Annotated in this window: 17 protein-coding genes and 2 tRNA genes; 12 read left to right on the top strand and 7 right to left on the bottom strand. The window is 60.5% G+C overall.

From position 1 onward, the window contains the following. Positions 1-309 precede the first annotated feature (309 nt). Positions 310-867, bottom strand: a complete 558-nt coding sequence (locus GYM54_RS18695) for a hypoxanthine-guanine phosphoribosyltransferase (RefSeq protein ID WP_131650998.1) — start codon at positions 865-867, stop codon at positions 310-312. Between the two features lie 176 nt (positions 868-1,043). Here GYM54_RS18695 and upp point away from each other — a divergent pair, with 176 nt between their 5' ends. The 3 genes from upp (at position 1,044) to GYM54_RS18680 (ending at position 3,369) form a co-directional block, all read left to right on the top strand. Next, positions 1,044-1,682, top strand: coding sequence for a uracil phosphoribosyltransferase (upp, locus tag GYM54_RS18690; RefSeq protein WP_131650997.1), 639 nt, complete (start codon positions 1,044-1,046; stop codon positions 1,680-1,682). Position 1,683: 1 nt separating this feature from the next. After that, positions 1,684-2,946 carry a uracil-xanthine permease family protein gene (locus GYM54_RS18685; protein ID WP_131650996.1) on the top strand — a complete coding sequence of 421 codons (1,263 nt, stop codon included), beginning with the start codon at positions 1,684-1,686 and terminating at the stop codon, positions 2,944-2,946. 108 nt (positions 2,947-3,054) lie between these two features. Continuing rightward, positions 3,055-3,369: a YkgJ family cysteine cluster protein gene (locus GYM54_RS18680; RefSeq protein ID WP_131650995.1), complete on the top strand. Its 315-nt coding sequence runs from the start codon at positions 3,055-3,057 to the stop codon at positions 3,367-3,369. Between the two features lie 115 nt (positions 3,370-3,484). Here the strand turns inward: GYM54_RS18680 and GYM54_RS18675 are convergent, their stop codons facing one another. From GYM54_RS18675 to hemA, 6 genes are all read right to left on the bottom strand, one after another. After that, on the bottom strand, positions 3,485-4,003 hold the full coding sequence (locus tag GYM54_RS18675) for an acyloxyacyl hydrolase (RefSeq protein ID WP_131650994.1): 519 nt from the start codon (positions 4,001-4,003) through the stop codon (positions 3,485-3,487). Positions 4,004-4,089: 86 nt separating this feature from the next. Continuing rightward, positions 4,090-4,881: a glutamate racemase gene (gene murI / locus GYM54_RS18670; protein ID WP_131650993.1), complete on the bottom strand. Its 792-nt coding sequence runs from the start codon at positions 4,879-4,881 to the stop codon at positions 4,090-4,092. Beyond that, on the bottom strand, positions 4,874-5,629 hold the full coding sequence (locus GYM54_RS18665) for a molybdopterin-synthase adenylyltransferase MoeB (RefSeq protein ID WP_131650992.1): 756 nt from the start codon (positions 5,627-5,629) through the stop codon (positions 4,874-4,876). The genes murI and GYM54_RS18665 overlap by 8 nt, the downstream gene beginning before the upstream one ends. 22 nt (positions 5,630-5,651) lie before the next feature. Then, positions 5,652-6,479, bottom strand: a complete 828-nt coding sequence (prmC, locus tag GYM54_RS18660; protein WP_131650991.1) for a peptide chain release factor N(5)-glutamine methyltransferase — start codon at positions 6,477-6,479, stop codon at positions 5,652-5,654. A 78-nt stretch (positions 6,480-6,557) separates the two neighbouring features. Continuing rightward, a complete protein-coding gene (gene prfA / locus GYM54_RS18655; RefSeq protein WP_197446047.1) occupies positions 6,558-7,640 on the bottom strand; it encodes a peptide chain release factor 1 in 1,083 nt (360 codons plus the stop codon). Then, on the bottom strand, positions 7,637-8,905 hold the full coding sequence (hemA, locus tag GYM54_RS18650; protein WP_197446048.1) for a glutamyl-tRNA reductase: 1,269 nt from the start codon (positions 8,903-8,905) through the stop codon (positions 7,637-7,639). The genes prfA and hemA overlap by 4 nt, the downstream gene beginning before the upstream one ends. Before the next feature lie 181 nt (positions 8,906-9,086). On the opposite strand from hemA, the gene GYM54_RS18645 reads away from it, so the two are divergent. From GYM54_RS18645 to ychF, 9 genes are all read left to right on the top strand, one after another. Then, positions 9,087-10,814, top strand: a complete 1,728-nt coding sequence (locus GYM54_RS18645) for a tetratricopeptide repeat protein (protein WP_181105350.1) — start codon at positions 9,087-9,089, stop codon at positions 10,812-10,814. Between the two features lie 3 nt (positions 10,815-10,817). After that, positions 10,818-11,438, top strand: a complete 621-nt coding sequence (gene lolB, locus GYM54_RS18640; protein ID WP_181105351.1) for a lipoprotein insertase outer membrane protein LolB — start codon at positions 10,818-10,820, stop codon at positions 11,436-11,438. Next, positions 11,438-12,298 carry a 4-(cytidine 5'-diphospho)-2-C-methyl-D-erythritol kinase gene (gene ispE, locus GYM54_RS18635; RefSeq protein ID WP_181105371.1) on the top strand — a complete coding sequence of 287 codons (861 nt, stop codon included), beginning with the start codon at positions 11,438-11,440 and terminating at the stop codon, positions 12,296-12,298. The genes lolB and ispE overlap by 1 nt, the downstream gene beginning before the upstream one ends. Positions 12,299-12,312: 14 nt before the next feature. Then, positions 12,313-12,387: transfer RNA gene (locus GYM54_RS18630), tRNA-Gln, on the top strand. A gap of 47 nt (positions 12,388-12,434) precedes the next feature. After that, a tRNA-Gln gene (locus tag GYM54_RS18625) sits at positions 12,435-12,509 on the top strand. A gap of 83 nt (positions 12,510-12,592) precedes the next feature. Beyond that, complete coding sequence (locus tag GYM54_RS18620) at positions 12,593-13,534, top strand: ribose-phosphate pyrophosphokinase (protein ID WP_131650986.1); 942 nt, start codon at positions 12,593-12,595, stop codon at positions 13,532-13,534. A 124-nt stretch (positions 13,535-13,658) separates the two neighbouring features. Then, the gene (locus tag GYM54_RS18615; protein ID WP_181105352.1) at positions 13,659-14,276 is read left to right on the top strand and encodes a 50S ribosomal protein L25/general stress protein Ctc; all 618 of its coding nucleotides are present in this window, start codon (positions 13,659-13,661) and stop codon (positions 14,274-14,276) included. Between the two features lie 34 nt (positions 14,277-14,310). After that, complete coding sequence (gene pth / locus GYM54_RS18610) at positions 14,311-14,895, top strand: aminoacyl-tRNA hydrolase (RefSeq protein ID WP_181105353.1); 585 nt, start codon at positions 14,311-14,313, stop codon at positions 14,893-14,895. A gap of 129 nt (positions 14,896-15,024) precedes the next feature. After that, positions 15,025-16,125: a redox-regulated ATPase YchF gene (gene ychF, locus GYM54_RS18605; protein ID WP_181105354.1), complete on the top strand. Its 1,101-nt coding sequence runs from the start codon at positions 15,025-15,027 to the stop codon at positions 16,123-16,125. The last annotated feature ends 152 nt before the right edge of the window (positions 16,126-16,277 follow it).

Here is a 16,277-nt window from a genome sequence, read left to right as displayed (position 1 = left end):
AACCCCAGGCGACTTGAACCGAAGCGCCCGTAATCAGCATCGCAACTCACAGACTGTAAGGAAGGCAAAACGCTATCGGCGAGTCGGAGCGTTACCCAAGCACAGCGCCTTGGGGCGAAACGAAACAACTGAAAGGTCGAAAGCCGCTGCTAGGGCATTCGCGCCGGTCTACAGTGAGAAGCCGAGCAAACGCTAGTCGCTCGGCGCGAAGGGATAGCCCAACCGGAACAGGAAATGTGGCGAGATAGCCGCTTAGTCAGAAATCAGAGCCGAGCATTCGGCCCTGACGGGATATCAAGGCAAGCCGACTTACATTCCTTTAACGGCATAGATACCAGGAGCGTTGCGCCAATAGCCCTTGTAGTCCATGCCGTAACCGAACACGTAGCGATCAGCACAGCTGAGCCCGACGTAATCCGCTTTCAGGTCTGGACGGGCCTTGCGCTGGTGCTCCTTGTCGACCAGCACCGCGGTATGCACCGCAGTGGCACCCGCATGACGACAGAAATCGATGATCGCGCCGAGGGTATGCCCTTCATCCAGAATGTCGTCGATGATCAACACATCGCGGTCAATGAAGGAAATCTCCGGCTTGGCTTTCCAGAACAAGTCGCCACCGCTCGTCTCGTTGCGATACCGCGTGGCGTGCAGGTAGGAGAGCTCCAGCGGAAAGTTGAGCTTCGGAACCAGCTTGCCGGAGAAGATTAGCCCTCCGTTCATGACGCAGAACACCACCGGGTTACGGTCGGCCAGCTCGCCATTGATTTTTGCGGCCACCGCATCGATTGCCGCCTCAACTTCGGTTTCGGAATAAAGACAATCGGCTTCGGCCATGATCTGGCGGATATGTGCGAGATCGACGGACATGGGCGATGCTCCAAGACAGAGAAGAGAAGGAAGCAGCTCAGTCGGCTGCGCACAAAATAAGGGGCGCGACGATACCGATGCAGTTGCGACCAAGGCAAGCCCTGATTGATACATCAATAGCCGCTAACACCCCGATGCATTAATCTACGCCGGTTTATTCGACCGCCGGAGCCACCATGACCATTCGAGAGATCCGCCACCCGCTAATTCGCCACAAACTTGGGTTGATGCGTCGCGCCGATATCAGCACCAAGAACTTTCGCGAACTGGCGCAGGAGGTCGGGTCGATCCTGACGTACGAGGCGACTCGCGACCTGCCGCTGGAGAATTACAGCATCGAGGGCTGGTGCGGCCCGGTCCAGGTGGAAAAGATTTCCGGCAAGAAAATCACTGTGGTACCGATCCTTCGAGCCGGCATCGGGATGCTCGACGGCGTGCTCACTTTGATTCCCGGCGCCAAGGTAAGCGCGGTAGGCATCGCCCGTAATGAGGAAACTCTGCAGGCACACACCTATCTGGAGCGCTTGGTAGACGATCTTGATCAGCGCTTGGCGATGATCATCGACCCGATGCTGGCAACAGGCGGTTCCATGGTCGCGGCAATCGACATGTTGAAAAAAGCTGGCTGCAAGGAGATCCGTGCGCTGGTGCTGGTCGCTGCGCCGGAGGGCATCGATGCCGTGGAAAAGGCTCACCCGGACGTCATCATCTATACCGCCTCCATTGATGAGCGCCTGGACGAGCATGGTTATATCGTGCCCGGCCTGGGCGATGCGGGGGACAAGATCTTCGGCACCAAGCAGAAGGACATCTAAGATGTCGCAACCCATGGAAGAAGCGCTCGGCCGCCAAGTTCTCGCCGGCGCGCAGATGCTGTTCGTGGCGTTCGGCGCACTGGTGCTGATGCCGTTGATCACCGGCATGGATCCCAACGTTGCGCTGTTCACTGCCGGTATCGGTACCCTTCTGTTTCAGCTGGTCACTAAGCGTCAGGTGCCCGTGTTTCTGGCATCGAGCTTCGCCTTCATCGCGCCGATCATCGCGGCCAAAGGTGACTTCGGCCTGCCTGCGGTACTCGGCGGCGTAGTCGCGGCGGGCATCGTCTATATAGTTCTCGGTTTTGCGGTTCGCCTTAAAGGCCCAGGCTTTATCGACCGGCTGCTGCCACCCGTTGTAATCGCTCCGGTCATCATCTCCATCGGCCTCGCGCTCTCGCCTGTCGCGGTGAACATGGCAATGGGCAAGGCCGGCGACGGCAGCGCCCAACTGGTGCCGTACGAGACCGCCATGCTGATCTCGATGCCGGCGCTGTTGACGACGCTGCTGGTGGCCGTACTCGGCAAAGGGTTGTTCCGGCTGGTGCCGATACTTGCAGGCGTCGCAGTGGGCTATGGCCTATCGTTCGCTTTCGGCGTCGTGGATACCACCGGCATCGCCGCGGCGCCCTGGCTGGCGGTTCCGAACTTCGTCGCTCCGGAATTTCATTGGGGCGCGATTCTGTTCATGGTCCCGGTGGCGTTGGCCCCTGCGATCGAACACATCGGTGGCGTGGTGGCCATCGGCGGGGTCACTGGCAACAACTTCATCAAAAAGCCGGGGCTACACCGCACATTGCTAGGTGACGGCCTGGCCACCTCGGCCGCTGGCCTGTTCGGCGGCCCGCCCAATACCACCTACGCGGAAGTCACCGGCGCGGTGATGCTGACCAAGAACTACAACCCGAAAATCATGACCTGGGCAGCCATCTTCGCCATCGTTCTGGCCTTCATCGGCAAGTTCGGAGCGGGCTTGCTGAGCATTCCAGTGCCGGTGATGGGCGGCATCCTTTGCCTGCTGTTCGGTTCGATTGCCGTAGTCGGCCTGAGCACGCTGATCCGCCATCAGGTGGATCTGGCGGAAGCGCGTAATCTGATCATCGTTTCGGTGACACTGGTGTTCGGCATTGGCGGCATGGCGATCGGCTATGGCGAATTCACGCTGTCAGGCATCTCCCTTTGCGCGATCATCGCGCTGCTCCTCAACCTGCTGCTGCCGGGCGGAGAAGGTTGGAAGAACAAGCAGCTCGAAGAAAATAGCTGACGCGATTCTGGCCAGCCGCCTCTCTTGAGCTGGCCTTCGCCGTTGCGCGTCGAGCGGTCTGTCATCACCGTTGCAGCTATCGCTGGGCAGGAGGGGTAGACTGCCCCGATGAGCCTGCCCAACATCCCCCATCGACAACTGAGCGGAGCTGCTGTGAGCTGCTCCACTTGCGCCGCCTGTTGCTGTCGACTTGAGGTTCTTCTCATCACCGATACCGGCGTACCGGAGCGCTTTATCGATGAGGACGCCTGGGGTGGCCAGGTCATGCGCCGTCTCGATGATGGCTGGTGCGCGGCGCTCGACCGCGACAGCATGCGCTGCACCATCTATGAGAAGCGCCCGCTGATCTGCAGAGAGTTCGAACTCGGCTCGGAGGATTGCCTGGAGGAGCGAAAGGGCTCTGAACGGGCTTATCAGGACTGAGCGGGCGGGAGTGAACGGGTGAGCGCAACGTTAAGTAAGACCCATCGAGCATAAATAGCCGATGGGTTTCACCTGCGCGGCCCGCACCATGCTACGGGCACGTGGCCTCCGGCGCTTAGAACGACGCCCGATAATGCACTGCGTAACTTTCGATGCCATCGTTCGGATTCTTGATCCCGGCGTTGGAATAGTGAATTGCCCGGATACCAACTTCGTGCCCGCCTGCGAATCGCAGCCCCGCGCCGAAGCGATCTTCGAACTGGAACGATGACCCCAGATCCTTATCTTCTACTTTGGTGTTCTCGAATGCCGCAACACCGATACCCAGTTCCAGATAAGGCTTCACCGCATCTCCGGCGAACTCGTAGACGAACACCGGTGCCAGCGACACGCTATGGTTACTCGAGGTTTCGTCACCTTCCCAATAGGTGTACCCAGCATCCCAATATCCGGTGAGCCGCCCCACGCTCGTCTGGAACCAGCTGCGGTTGAAGTCGAATTGCGCACCAAGGCGATAAGTCATTGTCGACTCACCGGTCTGGCCGACGGCAGCTGTCAGGTCCAGCGCATGAACAGCAGCCACCTGACCCAGCGAAACGGCGGCAATCGCAGCGAGGGAGATCAGTTTTTTCATCGGAATTTCCTTATCGAAAAGTTGGCGTCGCTTGTTTTTTTTCGAGCATTAACTCGAATACAGAAAGCAGGCGCAGCGGGGAGTTCCTAATTAGAGTAGTCGGCTACCGTGCCGTTTTCGCCCCAAAGTACCGGGAGTACGCCGGCCAATTGGCGGGGATCGCCACTGCTCCAGAATCGTATCGCCGGTTCGCCATGCCCCAGCAGGTCGCGCGCTGCCAGCACCGCTTCGAGATGCCGCGCCACCGCGGCCCCGGTGTCTACCAGAGTTACGTTAGACGGCAGCAGCTCGGTTAGCAGCGGTTTGATGAACGGATAGTGAGTGCACCCCAGTATCAGTGTGTCGCAGCCCTGCTCGATCAAAGGCTGGACGAACTCCTGCAGCAACGAACGCGTCGTGTCGCCATTGAGCTCGCCGGCCTCGATGCACTCGACCAGACCGGGGCAGGGCTGGGTGATGACCCGAACATCGCTGGCAAAGCGGTCGAGCAATGCGGCGAATTTCGCGCTTTTCAGCGTGCCGGTGGTCGCCAGCACCCCCACGACACCGCTGCGAGTCGCCTGTGCGGCGGGCTTTACCGCCGGCTCCATCCCCACCAACGGGACATTCGGATACAGCTCGCGAAGCTCGGCCACACCCGCGGCAGTTGCGGTATTGCAAGCCAGCACCAAAGCCTTGGCGCCCTGCCCCAGCAAGAAGTCAGCGATTGATCGGCACCGCTGACGAATGAATTCCGGACTTTTTTCGCCGTAGGGCACATAACCGCTGTCGGCCAGGTACAACAACGACTCCTGCGGTAAGCGCGCGCGAATCTCCCGCAGCACCGACAGCCCGCCCACGCCGGAATCGAAGACGCCAATCGGCGCGTTATCAGCCATGGCGGTCGCCGCAAACCGCACAGGCCGGGTCGCGCTTGACCTTCAGTTCGCGAAAGCGACCGGACAGCGCGTCTATCAACAGCAGCCGGCCTACCAAAGGCTCACCGAAGCCGGCGAGCAGCTTCAGCGCTTCAAGCGCCTGCAGACTACCCACCATTCCCACCAAGGGCCCCACTACGCCGGCCTCGCTACAGGTCAGTTCGGCTTCGCTGCCATGACCATAAAGGCAGTGGTAGCACGGGCTTGTCGTCACTCGCGGATCGAACACCGACAGTTGCCCCTCGAGCCGGATCGCAGCACCGCTCACCAAGGGTTTGTTCGCGCTGACGCAAGCGGCATTCACGGCTTCCCTCACGGCAAAGTTGTCGGTGCAATCGAGCACCAGATCTACCTCAGCCACAGCCGCGTCAAGGGTATCGACATCCATCGCGGCGCGGTGCGGCACCAGCTTCACTAAAGGATTGAGCCCCGACAAACGCGCAATCGCCGAGTCCACCTTCTGCACCCCGACCGAAGACGAATCATGAATGATCTGCCGCTGCAGATTGGTCAGATCGACGCTATCGAAATCCGCCAGATGCAGCTCTCCCACACCTGCGGCGGCCAGATAAAGCGCCACGGGCGACCCCAGCCCGCCCAGCCCGACGATGAGCACCCGGCTCTGCTTGAGTTTCAGCTGACCGTCGATATCGATCTGTTTCAGCAATATCTGCCTGCTGTAACGCAGCAGCTCCTCATCGCTCAGCATGTTGCTCTCCTGGATGATGAAATCATGGCCGACGGCCCAGACTGATGCGCTCGTGCCCGCCAAAATCCCTGCGGCTTTCGACGTCGGCGAATCCGCTCGCCACAAGCAGCTCGCGCACCGCCGCTGCCTGATCGTAGCCATGTTCCAGCAGTAACCAGCCGTCTTCCTGCAGATACGCCGGTGCCTGGTCGATGATCTGGCGAATGTCATCCAGACCATCCACACCGGCAATCAGGGCGCTGCCCGGCTCGAAACGCACGTCACCCTGCTCCAGATGCGGATCTCCGGCAGGGATATAAGGTGGATTGCTGACGATCAGCCGATAGCGCTGCCCCTCCACTATGGAAAACCAATGGCTTTCATGGAATCGCACGTTATCCAGGCGCAGCTGCTGGGCATTACGGGCCGCCAGCGCAACCGCCTCAGCGACGCGGTCTACACCCGTCACCTGCCAGGCCGGACGCTCGCTGGCCAATGCCAAGGCAATCGCACCCGTGCCGGTGCCCAGGTCCAGAATCTGCGCCGCAGTTGTCGGAATCAGTTGCAGCGCGGTCTCGACCAGCAGCTCGGTGTCCGGGCGCGGAATCAGCGTATGCGGCGCGACTTCGAGATCCAGGCTCCAGAACCCTTGCCGACCAAGGATATAGGCCACCGGCTCGCCACGGCGGCGGCGCGCCAGGCATTCGCTAAAGACGCGACACTGCTCGGTGTCGAGCTCCCTTTCCGGCCAGGTGTGCAAATAGCTGCGCGACTTGCCCAGCACATGGGCGAGCAACAGCTCCGCGTCGAGCCTGGCGCTTGGTGAGTCGGGCAAGTTGCTGTCGTTCAGCAGGGATTCAATGTTGGCCATAAGGTTAAGCCTCAAGCGAAAGCCTCAAACGACAACACGCCACATACTCAACTTATGGCTTGAGGCTTGCCGCCGTCGTTAATCTCCCAACGCTGCCAGCTGATCCGCCTGATATTCCTGCAATAGCGGTTCGATAACTTGCTCCACCGCGCCGCCGATGACTTCGCCAAGCGAATACAGGGTCAGGTTGATGCGGTGATCGGTCACGCGTCCCTGCGGGAAGTTGTAGGTGCGGATGCGCTCGGAGCGGTCACCGGAGCCAACTAGCAGCTTGCGGGTATCGGAGATTTCCTTGTGGGCGGCGCTATCCTGCACGTCTTGCAACTTGGCCGCCAGCCAGGACATGGCGCGGGCGCGGTTCTTGTGCTGCGAGCGCTCTTCCTGGCACTCGACGACGATACCGCTGGGCATATGGGTGATGCGCACGGCCGAATCGGTCTTGTTGATGTGCTGCCCGCCGGCACCGGATGCTCGATAGGTATCGACGCGCAGATCGGCCGGGTTGATCTCGATGGCAATCTGCTCGTCAGGCTCCGGCAGCACAGCCACAGTACAGGCCGATGTATGGATACGGCCCTGGGATTCGGTTTCCGGGACGCGCTGGACGCGGTGGGCGCCAGACTCGAACTTCAGCTTGGCGTAGACATTGTCGCCCTCGACGCGCGAGATGACCTCCTTATAGCCGCCGTGTTCACCCGGATTTTCTGAGAGGATCTCGACGCGCCACCCTTGCCGTTCGGCGTAGCGGGAATACATGCGAAACAGATCGCCCGAGAAGATCGCCGCCTCGTCACCGCCCGTACCGGCGCGTATTTCGAGAAAGACGTTGCGCCCGTCCTTTGGGTCCTTCGGCAGCAGCATGCGCTGCAGGCGGGCTTCAATTTCCTCCAGCTTCGCGCGCGCGTCGGCCACTTCCTCTTCGGCCATCTCGCGCACATCCGGGTCGTTATCCTTGAGCAGCGCCTGGGCGCCTTCGAGATCGGACTGCAGCTTGAGAAATTCCCGATAGGTGCCGATGACCGGTTCTACCTCGGCGTACTCGCGCGAATAGGCACGAAACCGCGTCTGGTCGGTGATCACCTCGGCGTCGCCAAGCAACGCCGTCAGCTCTTCGAAGCGGTCCTGCAGAATGTCGAGTTTATTGAGCAGCGACGCTTTCATGGTTTGTCCGTGCTGTCCGGCAAGGCGAAGAGTTCCTGAACGATGTTCAGTGCCTCCACTCGCCCTTCGGCAGAAAGTTTTTTCAGCTGAACGCTGGGTGCGTGCAGCAGTTTGTTGGTCAGCCCTCGCGCCAGCTGGGCCAGCGCATCCTCGGGCGTACCGCCATTGGCCAGCAGCCGCTGGGCCTTAACTAACTCTTCATCTCGAATGCGCTCCGCGTGCTGTCGATAGGACTTGAGCACGTCTACCGCAGCCAGCTCCCGTAACCGCCCCATGAACTCATCGGTTCCAGCGGCGACCAGCTCTTCGGCGGCCTGGGCGGCACCTTGTCGACTCTTGAGATTCTCCGCCACCACCTCATGCAGATCATCGACTGTATAGAGGTAGACATCGTCCAGCTCGCCGACCTGCGCCTCTATGTCGCGGGGCACGGCGATATCGACCATGAACATCGGCTTGTGCTTGCGCTTCTTCAGCGCCTGCTCCACGGCGCCCTTGCCCAGAATCGGTAATTGGCTGGCGGTGGAGCTGATGACGATGTCGCTGTTATAGAGCTCCTGCGGGATGTCGGCGAGCAGGATCGCATGGGCGCCGAACTGCTCCGCCAGCACGCTGGCGCGCTCGAGGGTACGGTTGGCAACCACGATGCGCTTGACGCCCTGCTCGTGCAGATGACGAGCGACCAGCGTAATGGTCTCGCCAGCACCGATCAGCAGGGCCTGGCTGCGATGAAGGTCGGCGAAGATCTGCTTGGCCAGACTGACCGCGGCAAAGGCCACCGAGACCGGACTCTCGCCGATGGCGGTATCGGTCCGCACGGTCTTGGCGGTGCTGAACGTCGCCTGGAACAGACGCCCCAGCAGCGGACCGACGCTGCCGGCTTCGCGCGCGACGGCATAGGCCGACTTCATCTGCCCGAGAATCTGGGGCTCGCCGAGCACCATCGAGTCCAACCCGGACGCGACGCGCATCATGTGGCGCACCGCCTGATCGTCGGTATGAACGTAGGCACAGGCCCGGACATCTTCGAGATTCAGCCGATGATAATTGGCCAGCCAGGCCAGCACCGCCTCGGCCTCGACCTGGTCCTGCTCTAGGTAAAGTTCGCTGCGGTTACAGGTCGAAAGAATCGCGGCCTCTCGCGTCGGCGTGACACGGCACAGCTGCTGAAGCGCCTCGACCGTTTGTTCAGGCGTGAATGCAACACGCTCGCGCACGTCCACCGATGCGGTCTTGTGATTAATGCCAAGCGCGATGAAAGCCATGCAGGGTCGCTGATCGAAAACGGAGCGCGCGATTCTCCTACTTCGCCTGTCTCAGAACAACCATTGCCCTTCATTGTCTGTACCTATCGAGCCTTCCTACTCGCCTCGCATGCCAGCCCGTGCGCTTGCCTGACGGCTTGTGTCATGATGCCGCGACCCCAGACCAGCCTTGTAATCCCCTATGAAAAAACTCCTCGCCCTCAGCGCCCTTCTGTTTCTCGGTGGCTGCCAAAGCATCATGCAGAGCACGCCCGAAAGCAGCCCGCCGGTCGAGGAGGCCACTCCGCAAGCCGTTGAGCCAGACGCCGGCGAATATGGCTCGTTCAGCAGCGACACGCTTTATGCCCTGCTGGTGGCTGAACTGGCGGGCCAACGCAATCGCTTCGACATCGCCCTGGGCAATTACGTCCAGCAGGCCAATGCGACCCAGGATGCGGGCGTCGCCGAGCGCGGATTCCGCATCGCCGAATACCTCGGCGCCGAGCAGGCCGCGCTGGACACGGCGATGATCTGGGCGAGCAACGCCCCAGACAACCTCGACGCCCAGCGCGCCGCGGCAGTGCAGCTGGCACGTGCCGGACGTTACGAGCAATCGATGGAATATATGGAAAAGGTGTTGCAGGGTCAGGGTGATACCCACTTCGACTTCCTCGCCTTGTCCGCCGCCGAAACCGACCCGGATACCCGAACGGGCCTGCTGAAGAGTTTCGACCAGCTACTGGTCAAACACCCCGACAATCCCCAGCTCAAATTCGGCAAAGCGGTGCTGCTACAGCAGGACGGTCGGCCGGAAGAAGCATTCGCATTGCTCGAAGCGCAGTCCGCCGGCGAGCAGGAAGTGCCGTCGATACTGCTCCAGGCTCGCCTGCTACAGATCCTCGAACGTGGCAAGGAAGCGCTGCCGTTGCTGGAGAAGAGTCTGCGCCGGCATCCCGAAGACAAACGCCTTCGCCTGACCTACGCGCGCCTGCTGGTCGAGCAGGATCGCCTCGACGAGGCCATGGGTGAATTCGCCACGCTGGTCCAGCAGCACCCCGGCGATGACGACCTGCGTTTTTCCATGGCGCTGGTATGCCTTGAAGCACAAGCCTGGCGCGAAGCGATCGTATATCTGGAAGACCTGATAGCGCGCGGCAGTCACCGCGATGCGGCCCATTTCAACCTCGGCCGAGCCTATCGCGAGCTGAACCAGCCCGAGCAGGCGCTAAGTGCCTTTTCCAAGGTCGGCCCTGGCAATGAGTATCTGCCGGCAAAGCTGATGCAGGCGGAGCTGCTGTTCGCCCTGGATCGCAACGAAGAAGCCTCGCGGTTGCTGGCCAGCGCCCGCGACGAACAGCCCGACTATGCCATCCAGCTGTATCTGATCGAGATCGAAGCACTCTCCGGCCAACAGCGCCTCGACGCGGCCTGGCAACTTACCGAGCAAGCGCTGCAGCAGTTTCCAGAGGACCTCAACCTGCTCTATACCCGCGCGATGATCGCCGAAAAGCGTGGCGACCTGGCGCAACTCGAGCAGGACTTACGCTTCATCATCGAGCGCGAGCCCGACAACGCCATGGCCATCAACGCGCTGGGCTACACCCTTGCCGATCGCACCGATCGATACGAGGAAGCCCTCGCCCTCATCGAGCAGGCCTACCGGCTCAGCCCCGATGACGCCGCTATTCTCGACAGCCTCGGCTGGGTCAATTATCGCCTGGGCAACCTGAAGGAAGCGGAAACCCAGTTGCGCAAAGCCCTCGAGCGCTTTCCAGACCACGAAGTCGCCGCCCACCTCGGCGAGGTGCTCTGGGTGTCTGGCAAAAAACGTGAAGCGCGGGCCGTCTGGGCCGAAGCGCTAAAGCAACAGCCGGACAGCCAGATACTGCGTGAAACTATCAAACGCCTGACAGGCTCGGAGAATCCCTGACCCATGAAGCTGATGCGCAACCTGCTGATCCCCGCTCTCGTGCTGTTGCTCGCCGGCTGCGCCGGTCTCGGCCCGCAGGAATCGATCGAAGGCCCCGGCAACAAGGAAGACTGGACAACTCACAAGGCGCGGGTCAGTGAAATCGATGGCTGGCAGATCAGCGGCAAGATCGGCATTCGCGCGCCGCAGGACTCGGGCAGCGGCACGCTGTTCTGGCTGCAGCGTCAGGATTATTTCGATATTCGTCTCTCCGGCCCACTGGGGCGTGGCGCCACTCGCCTGACTGGCCGGCCTGACGCCGTCGCGCTGGAAGTCGCGGGCCAGGGCCGTTACGAAGCCGAATCCCCGGAAGCGCTGGTGGAAAGTCAGCTCGGCTGGCAATTGCCCGTATCGAGCCTGCTCTGGTGGGTGCGCGGACTCCCCGCGCCGGACAGCCGCAGCCGTATCGCGCTGGACGCCAACGGCCGCCTCGCCAACCTGCAGCAGGACGGCTGGGACATCCAGTATCTCGGCTACAGCGAAGAAGGCGGCTACGCGCTGCCGTCGCGCATCAAGCTGGCAGGCCGCGACCTGCAGATCACATTGGTAGTCAAGGACTGGCAGCCGCGCCAGCTCGGCCAATGATGCACAGGCTGACCCTGCCGGCCCCGGCCAAACTCAATCTGATGTTGCACATCCTCGGTCGTCGCGCCGATGGCTACCACGAGCTGCAGACGCTGTTTCAGTTTCTCGATTACGGCGACGAACTGACCTTCACGCCTCGTGCCGATGGCCAGATCCAACTGCACACCGAGCTGCCGGGCGTCGATCATGAAAACAACCTGATCGTACGTGCCGCCCGCCTGCTGCAGAGCCACAGCGAATGCAGCCAGGGCGCCGACATCGAACTGATCAAGCGCCTGCCCATGGGCGGCGGCATAGGCGGCGGCAGCTCCGATGCGGCAACCACGCTTATCGGGCTCGATTACCTTTGGCAGACAGAGCTGGGCGAGGACCAGCTGGCGAAGATCGGCCTGTCGCTTGGGGCCGATGTGCCGGTATTCGTGCGGGGTTATGCGGCCTTTGCCGAAGGGGTTGGCGAGCGCTTGCAACCGGTCGAATTGAGCGAGCCGTGGTTCCTCGTAATCGCCCCGCAAGTCTCTGTTAGTACAGCGGAAATATTTTCCGACCCAGAGTTGACACGCAATACCCCCGCCATTACAGTTCGCAGCCTTCTTGCAGGGGGCGGTCATAACGACTGTCAGCCGGTGGTCGAGAAGCGTTATCAAGAAGTTCGTAACGCTTTGAGCTTGTTGAACAATTTTGTTCCAGCAAGAATGACCGGCACTGGAGCTTGTGTGTTTGGGAGCTTCCCAAACAAAGGTGAGGCTGATAAAGTTTGCCGCCAACTTCCAGCCGATTTACCAGCTTTCGTAGCTCAAGGCCGCAACATTTCGATGCTGCACCGAAGGCTCGCGCAACTGGCGCAGGAAGTAAGTAGTTAGAGGTTGTACGTTACAGGGGCGTCGCCAAGCGGTAAGGCAGCAGGTTTTGATCCTGCCATGCGTTGGTTCGAATCCAGCCGCCCCTGCCATAACCTTCGGGTTAGTGCAGCAGCAACACTTCAAGTTTTATATCCACAGGGGCGTCGCCAAGCGGTAAGGCAGCAGGTTTTGATCCTGCCATGCGTTGGTTCGAATCCAGCCGCCCCTGCCAAACATCACGAGAGCTGTTCAAAACGCCTGGCCTTTTGAACAGCTTTTTGTTTCATCGGATCCACCCTCAGGCAGGTACTGCGCGTGTCCAAGATGATGGTCTTCACGGGGAACGCCAACCCCGACCTGGCCCGGCGTGTTGTACGTCAGCTGCATATCCCCCTCGGTGACGCCTACGTCGGAAAATTCTCCGACGGCGAGATCAGTGTCGAGATCAACGAGAACGTTCGCGGTAAGGACGTCTTTCTGATTCAGCCGACCTGCGCCCCTACCAATGACAACCTGATGGAATTGGTGGTGATGGCAGATGCCTTCCGCCGCTCCTCCGCTACCCGCATCACGGCAGTCATTCCCTACTTCGGTTACGCCCGCCAGGATCGCCGTCCGCGCTCCGCTCGCGTACCGATCAGCGCCAAGGTCGTGGCCGACATGCTCGATGTGGTTGGGGTCAACCGCGTCCTTACTGTCGATCTGCACGCCGATCAAATCCAGGGCTTCTTCGACATGCCGGTAGACAACATCTACGGCTCGCCGGTCCTGGTCGATGATATCCAGGCTCAGCGCTTCGAGAACCTGATGATCGTTTCCCCCGATATTGGCGGTGTGGTGCGTGCTCGCGCCGTGGCCAAGTCGCTGGGCGTGGATCTGGCCATCATCGACAAGCGTCGCCCGAAGGCCAACCAGTCCGAAGTGATGCACATCATCGGTGATATCGAAGGCCGTACCTGCATCCTCGTCGACGACATGGTCGATACCGCCGGCACCCTGTGCCACGCTGCGACCGCTTTGAAAAATCACGGCGCTTCGAAAGTCTATGCATATTGCACGCATCCGATTCTGTCCGGTCGCGCCATCGAGAACATCGACGGCTCGGTACTCGACGAACTGGTGGTGACCAATACCATTCCGCTGTCCGCAGCGGCACAAGCCTGTACCCGTATTCGCCAATTGGACATCGCGCCAATGGTGGCTGAGGCGGTTCGCCGCATCAGCAATGCTGAATCGATCAGCGCGATGTTCCGCTAAGCCGAAAGCTTGGCCCTTCGCGCCGAACGAAAATGTGCCCCGCCGCGTGCGGGGCTTTTTGCCCAACCGCCCGATAGCACTGGTCGCGAGTGTTTCGGGCGCGTTGTTATCCTGGAGAAACACAATGACTGACTTCACTCTGAATGCCCAAGTGCGTTCCGACCTGGGGAAAGGTGCGAGCCGCCGCCTGCGTCGTAACGCCAACCTCGTCCCAGCCGTAATCTACGGTGGCGACAAGGCTCCGCAATCCATCAGCCTGCTGGCCAAAGACCTGGCCAAGATGCTGGAAAACGAAGCTTCCTTCAGCCACGTGCTGACCCTGGACGTCGATGGCCAGAACGAATCCGTTCTGATCAAGGCGCTGCAGCGTCATCCGGCCAAGGGCTTCGTTCTGCACGCTGACTTCGTTCGCGTTGTCGCTGGCCAGAAGCTGACCGCTATCGTTCCTCTGCACTTCATCAACCAGGAAACCTCGGTTGGCGTGAAGCAGCAGGGTGGCGAAATCCTGCACAACCTCAACGAAGTTGAAGTCTCCTGCATGCCGCAGGATCTGCCGGAGTTCATCGAGGTCGACATGGCCAAGGTCGAAGTGGGCCAGGTTCTGCACATGACCGACCTTACGCTGCCGAAAGGCATTGAACTGGTCGCTCTGGCACATGGCAGCGATCTGCCGGTCGCCAACGTTCACGCTCCGCGCGTGAGCAAGGAAGACGCACCGAAAGAAGAAGGCGCTGCCGAGTAATCCACTCGTCATCACCTGAGGAAGGGCCTCTGCCGTGACCGCCGTTAAACTGATCGTTGGCCTGGGTAATCCAGGCCCTGAGTACGACCAGACCCGGCATAACGCAGGGGCCCTTTTCGTTGAGCGTCTGGCCGCCCACAAGGGCGTCAACCTCAGCGTCGATCGCAAATACTTCGGGCTGGTCGGCAAGTTTCGCCATCAGGACGAAGATATCCGCCTGTTGATTCCCACCACCTATATGAACCGCAGCGGTCAGGCGGTGGCGGCACTGGCCGGATTTTTCCGAATTCCCCCCGAGGCCATCCTGGTTGCCCATGATGAACTCGACATGCCCCCCGGCGTCGCCAAGCTCAAACAGGGCGGCGGCCATGGCGGGCACAACGGGCTTCGCGACATCATCGCCAAGCTCGGCAACCAGAACAATTTCTACCGCCTGCGTCTGGGCATCGGCCATCCCGGGCACAGTAGCCTGGTGACGGGCTACGTATTGGGGCGAGCGCCTCAGGCCGAGCGCGAAAAGCTGGACGCCAGTATCGATTTCAGTTTCGACGTGCTGCCCGAGATCCTTGCAGGTGACTGGACGCGGGCGATGCAGAAGCTGCATAGCCAGAAAGCCTGAGGCGCAAGCACACACGACAAGGCGACGGCTGGACAGGACGCTTGCATCACAGCGCATCCCGACGCCGTTAAAGCAGTTTGGCAACGCCGGTAGCTTTCCAGCTGCCAGCCACACCGAGGCAAAGACACCATGGGATTCAATTGCGGCATCGTCGGCCTGCCCAACGTCGGCAAGTCCACCCTGTTCAACGCACTGACCAAATCCGGCATCGCTGCGGAAAACTTCCCTTTCTGCACCATCGAGCCGAACAGCGGCATCGTACCGATGCCCGATCCGCGCTTGCAGGCCCTGGCCGATATCGTCAAGCCGGAACGGATATTGCCGACGACCATGGAGTTCGTCGATATCGCCGGCCTCGTCGAAGGCGCTTCCAAGGGCGAAGGTCTGGGCAACAAGTTTCTGGCCAACATCCGCGAGACCGATGCCATCGCCCACGTGGTGCGTTGCTTCGAAGATGACAATGTCATCCACGTTTCCAATTCGGTCGATCCCAAGCGCGACATCGAAATCATTGAGCTCGAGCTGATCTTCGCCGACCTCGATAGCTGCGAGAAGCAGCTGCAGCGCGTCACCCGCAACGCCAAGGGCGGCGACAAGGAAGCCGTGGCGCAAAAGGCATTGTTGGAAAAACTCATTCCCCACTTCACCGAAGGCAAGCCGGCTCGCACGCTGCTGAAGAAGCTGGGTGACGATGAGATACAACTGGCCAAAGGCTTTCACTTGCTGACCAGCAAGCCGGTGATGTACATCGCCAACGTTGCCGAAGACGGCTTCGAGAACAACCCGCACCTGGACGTGGTCAACGCCATTGCCGCCGAAGAAGGCGCCGTCGTGGTGCCAGTGTGCAACAAGATCGAAGCGGAAATCGCCGAACTGGACGATGGCGAGGAAAAGGACATGTTCCTCGAATCCCTCGGCCTCGAAGAGCCGGGCTTGAATCGCGTGATCCGCGCCGGCTACGAACTGCTTAACCTGCAGACATACTTCACCGCTGGCGTGAAGGAAGTTCGCGCCTGGACCGTAAAGGTCGGCGCTACCGCGCCCCAGGGCGCAGGTGTCATTCACACCGATTTCGAAAAGGGCTTCATCCGTGCTGAAGTAGTCGCCTATAACGACTTCATCCAATACAAGGGCGAAGCTGGCGCCAAGGAAGCTGGCAAATGGCGCCTGGAAGGCAAGGAGTACATCATCAAGGATGGTGACGTGATGCACTTCCGCTTCAACGTCTAAGCCGAAGCAGTAACTTCAGCAAGCTTCGTGAAACTCCTGAAGGTAACGAAACAATAAAAAAGGCCGCGCATTAACGCGGCCTTTTTTTGTTCAAAAACTACCCGAATCACTTGCTCACGAAATGGAATTTGCATTTGCCCTCGTTGCCGGAG

Origin of the sequence: Pseudomonas sp. MTM4 (genome assembly GCF_019355055.1) — a bacterium.
Lineage (GTDB): Bacteria > Pseudomonadota > Gammaproteobacteria > Pseudomonadales > Pseudomonadaceae > Stutzerimonas.
Note: the sequence above shows the minus strand (reverse complement) of the source record. Positions and strands in the feature narration are given on the sequence as shown.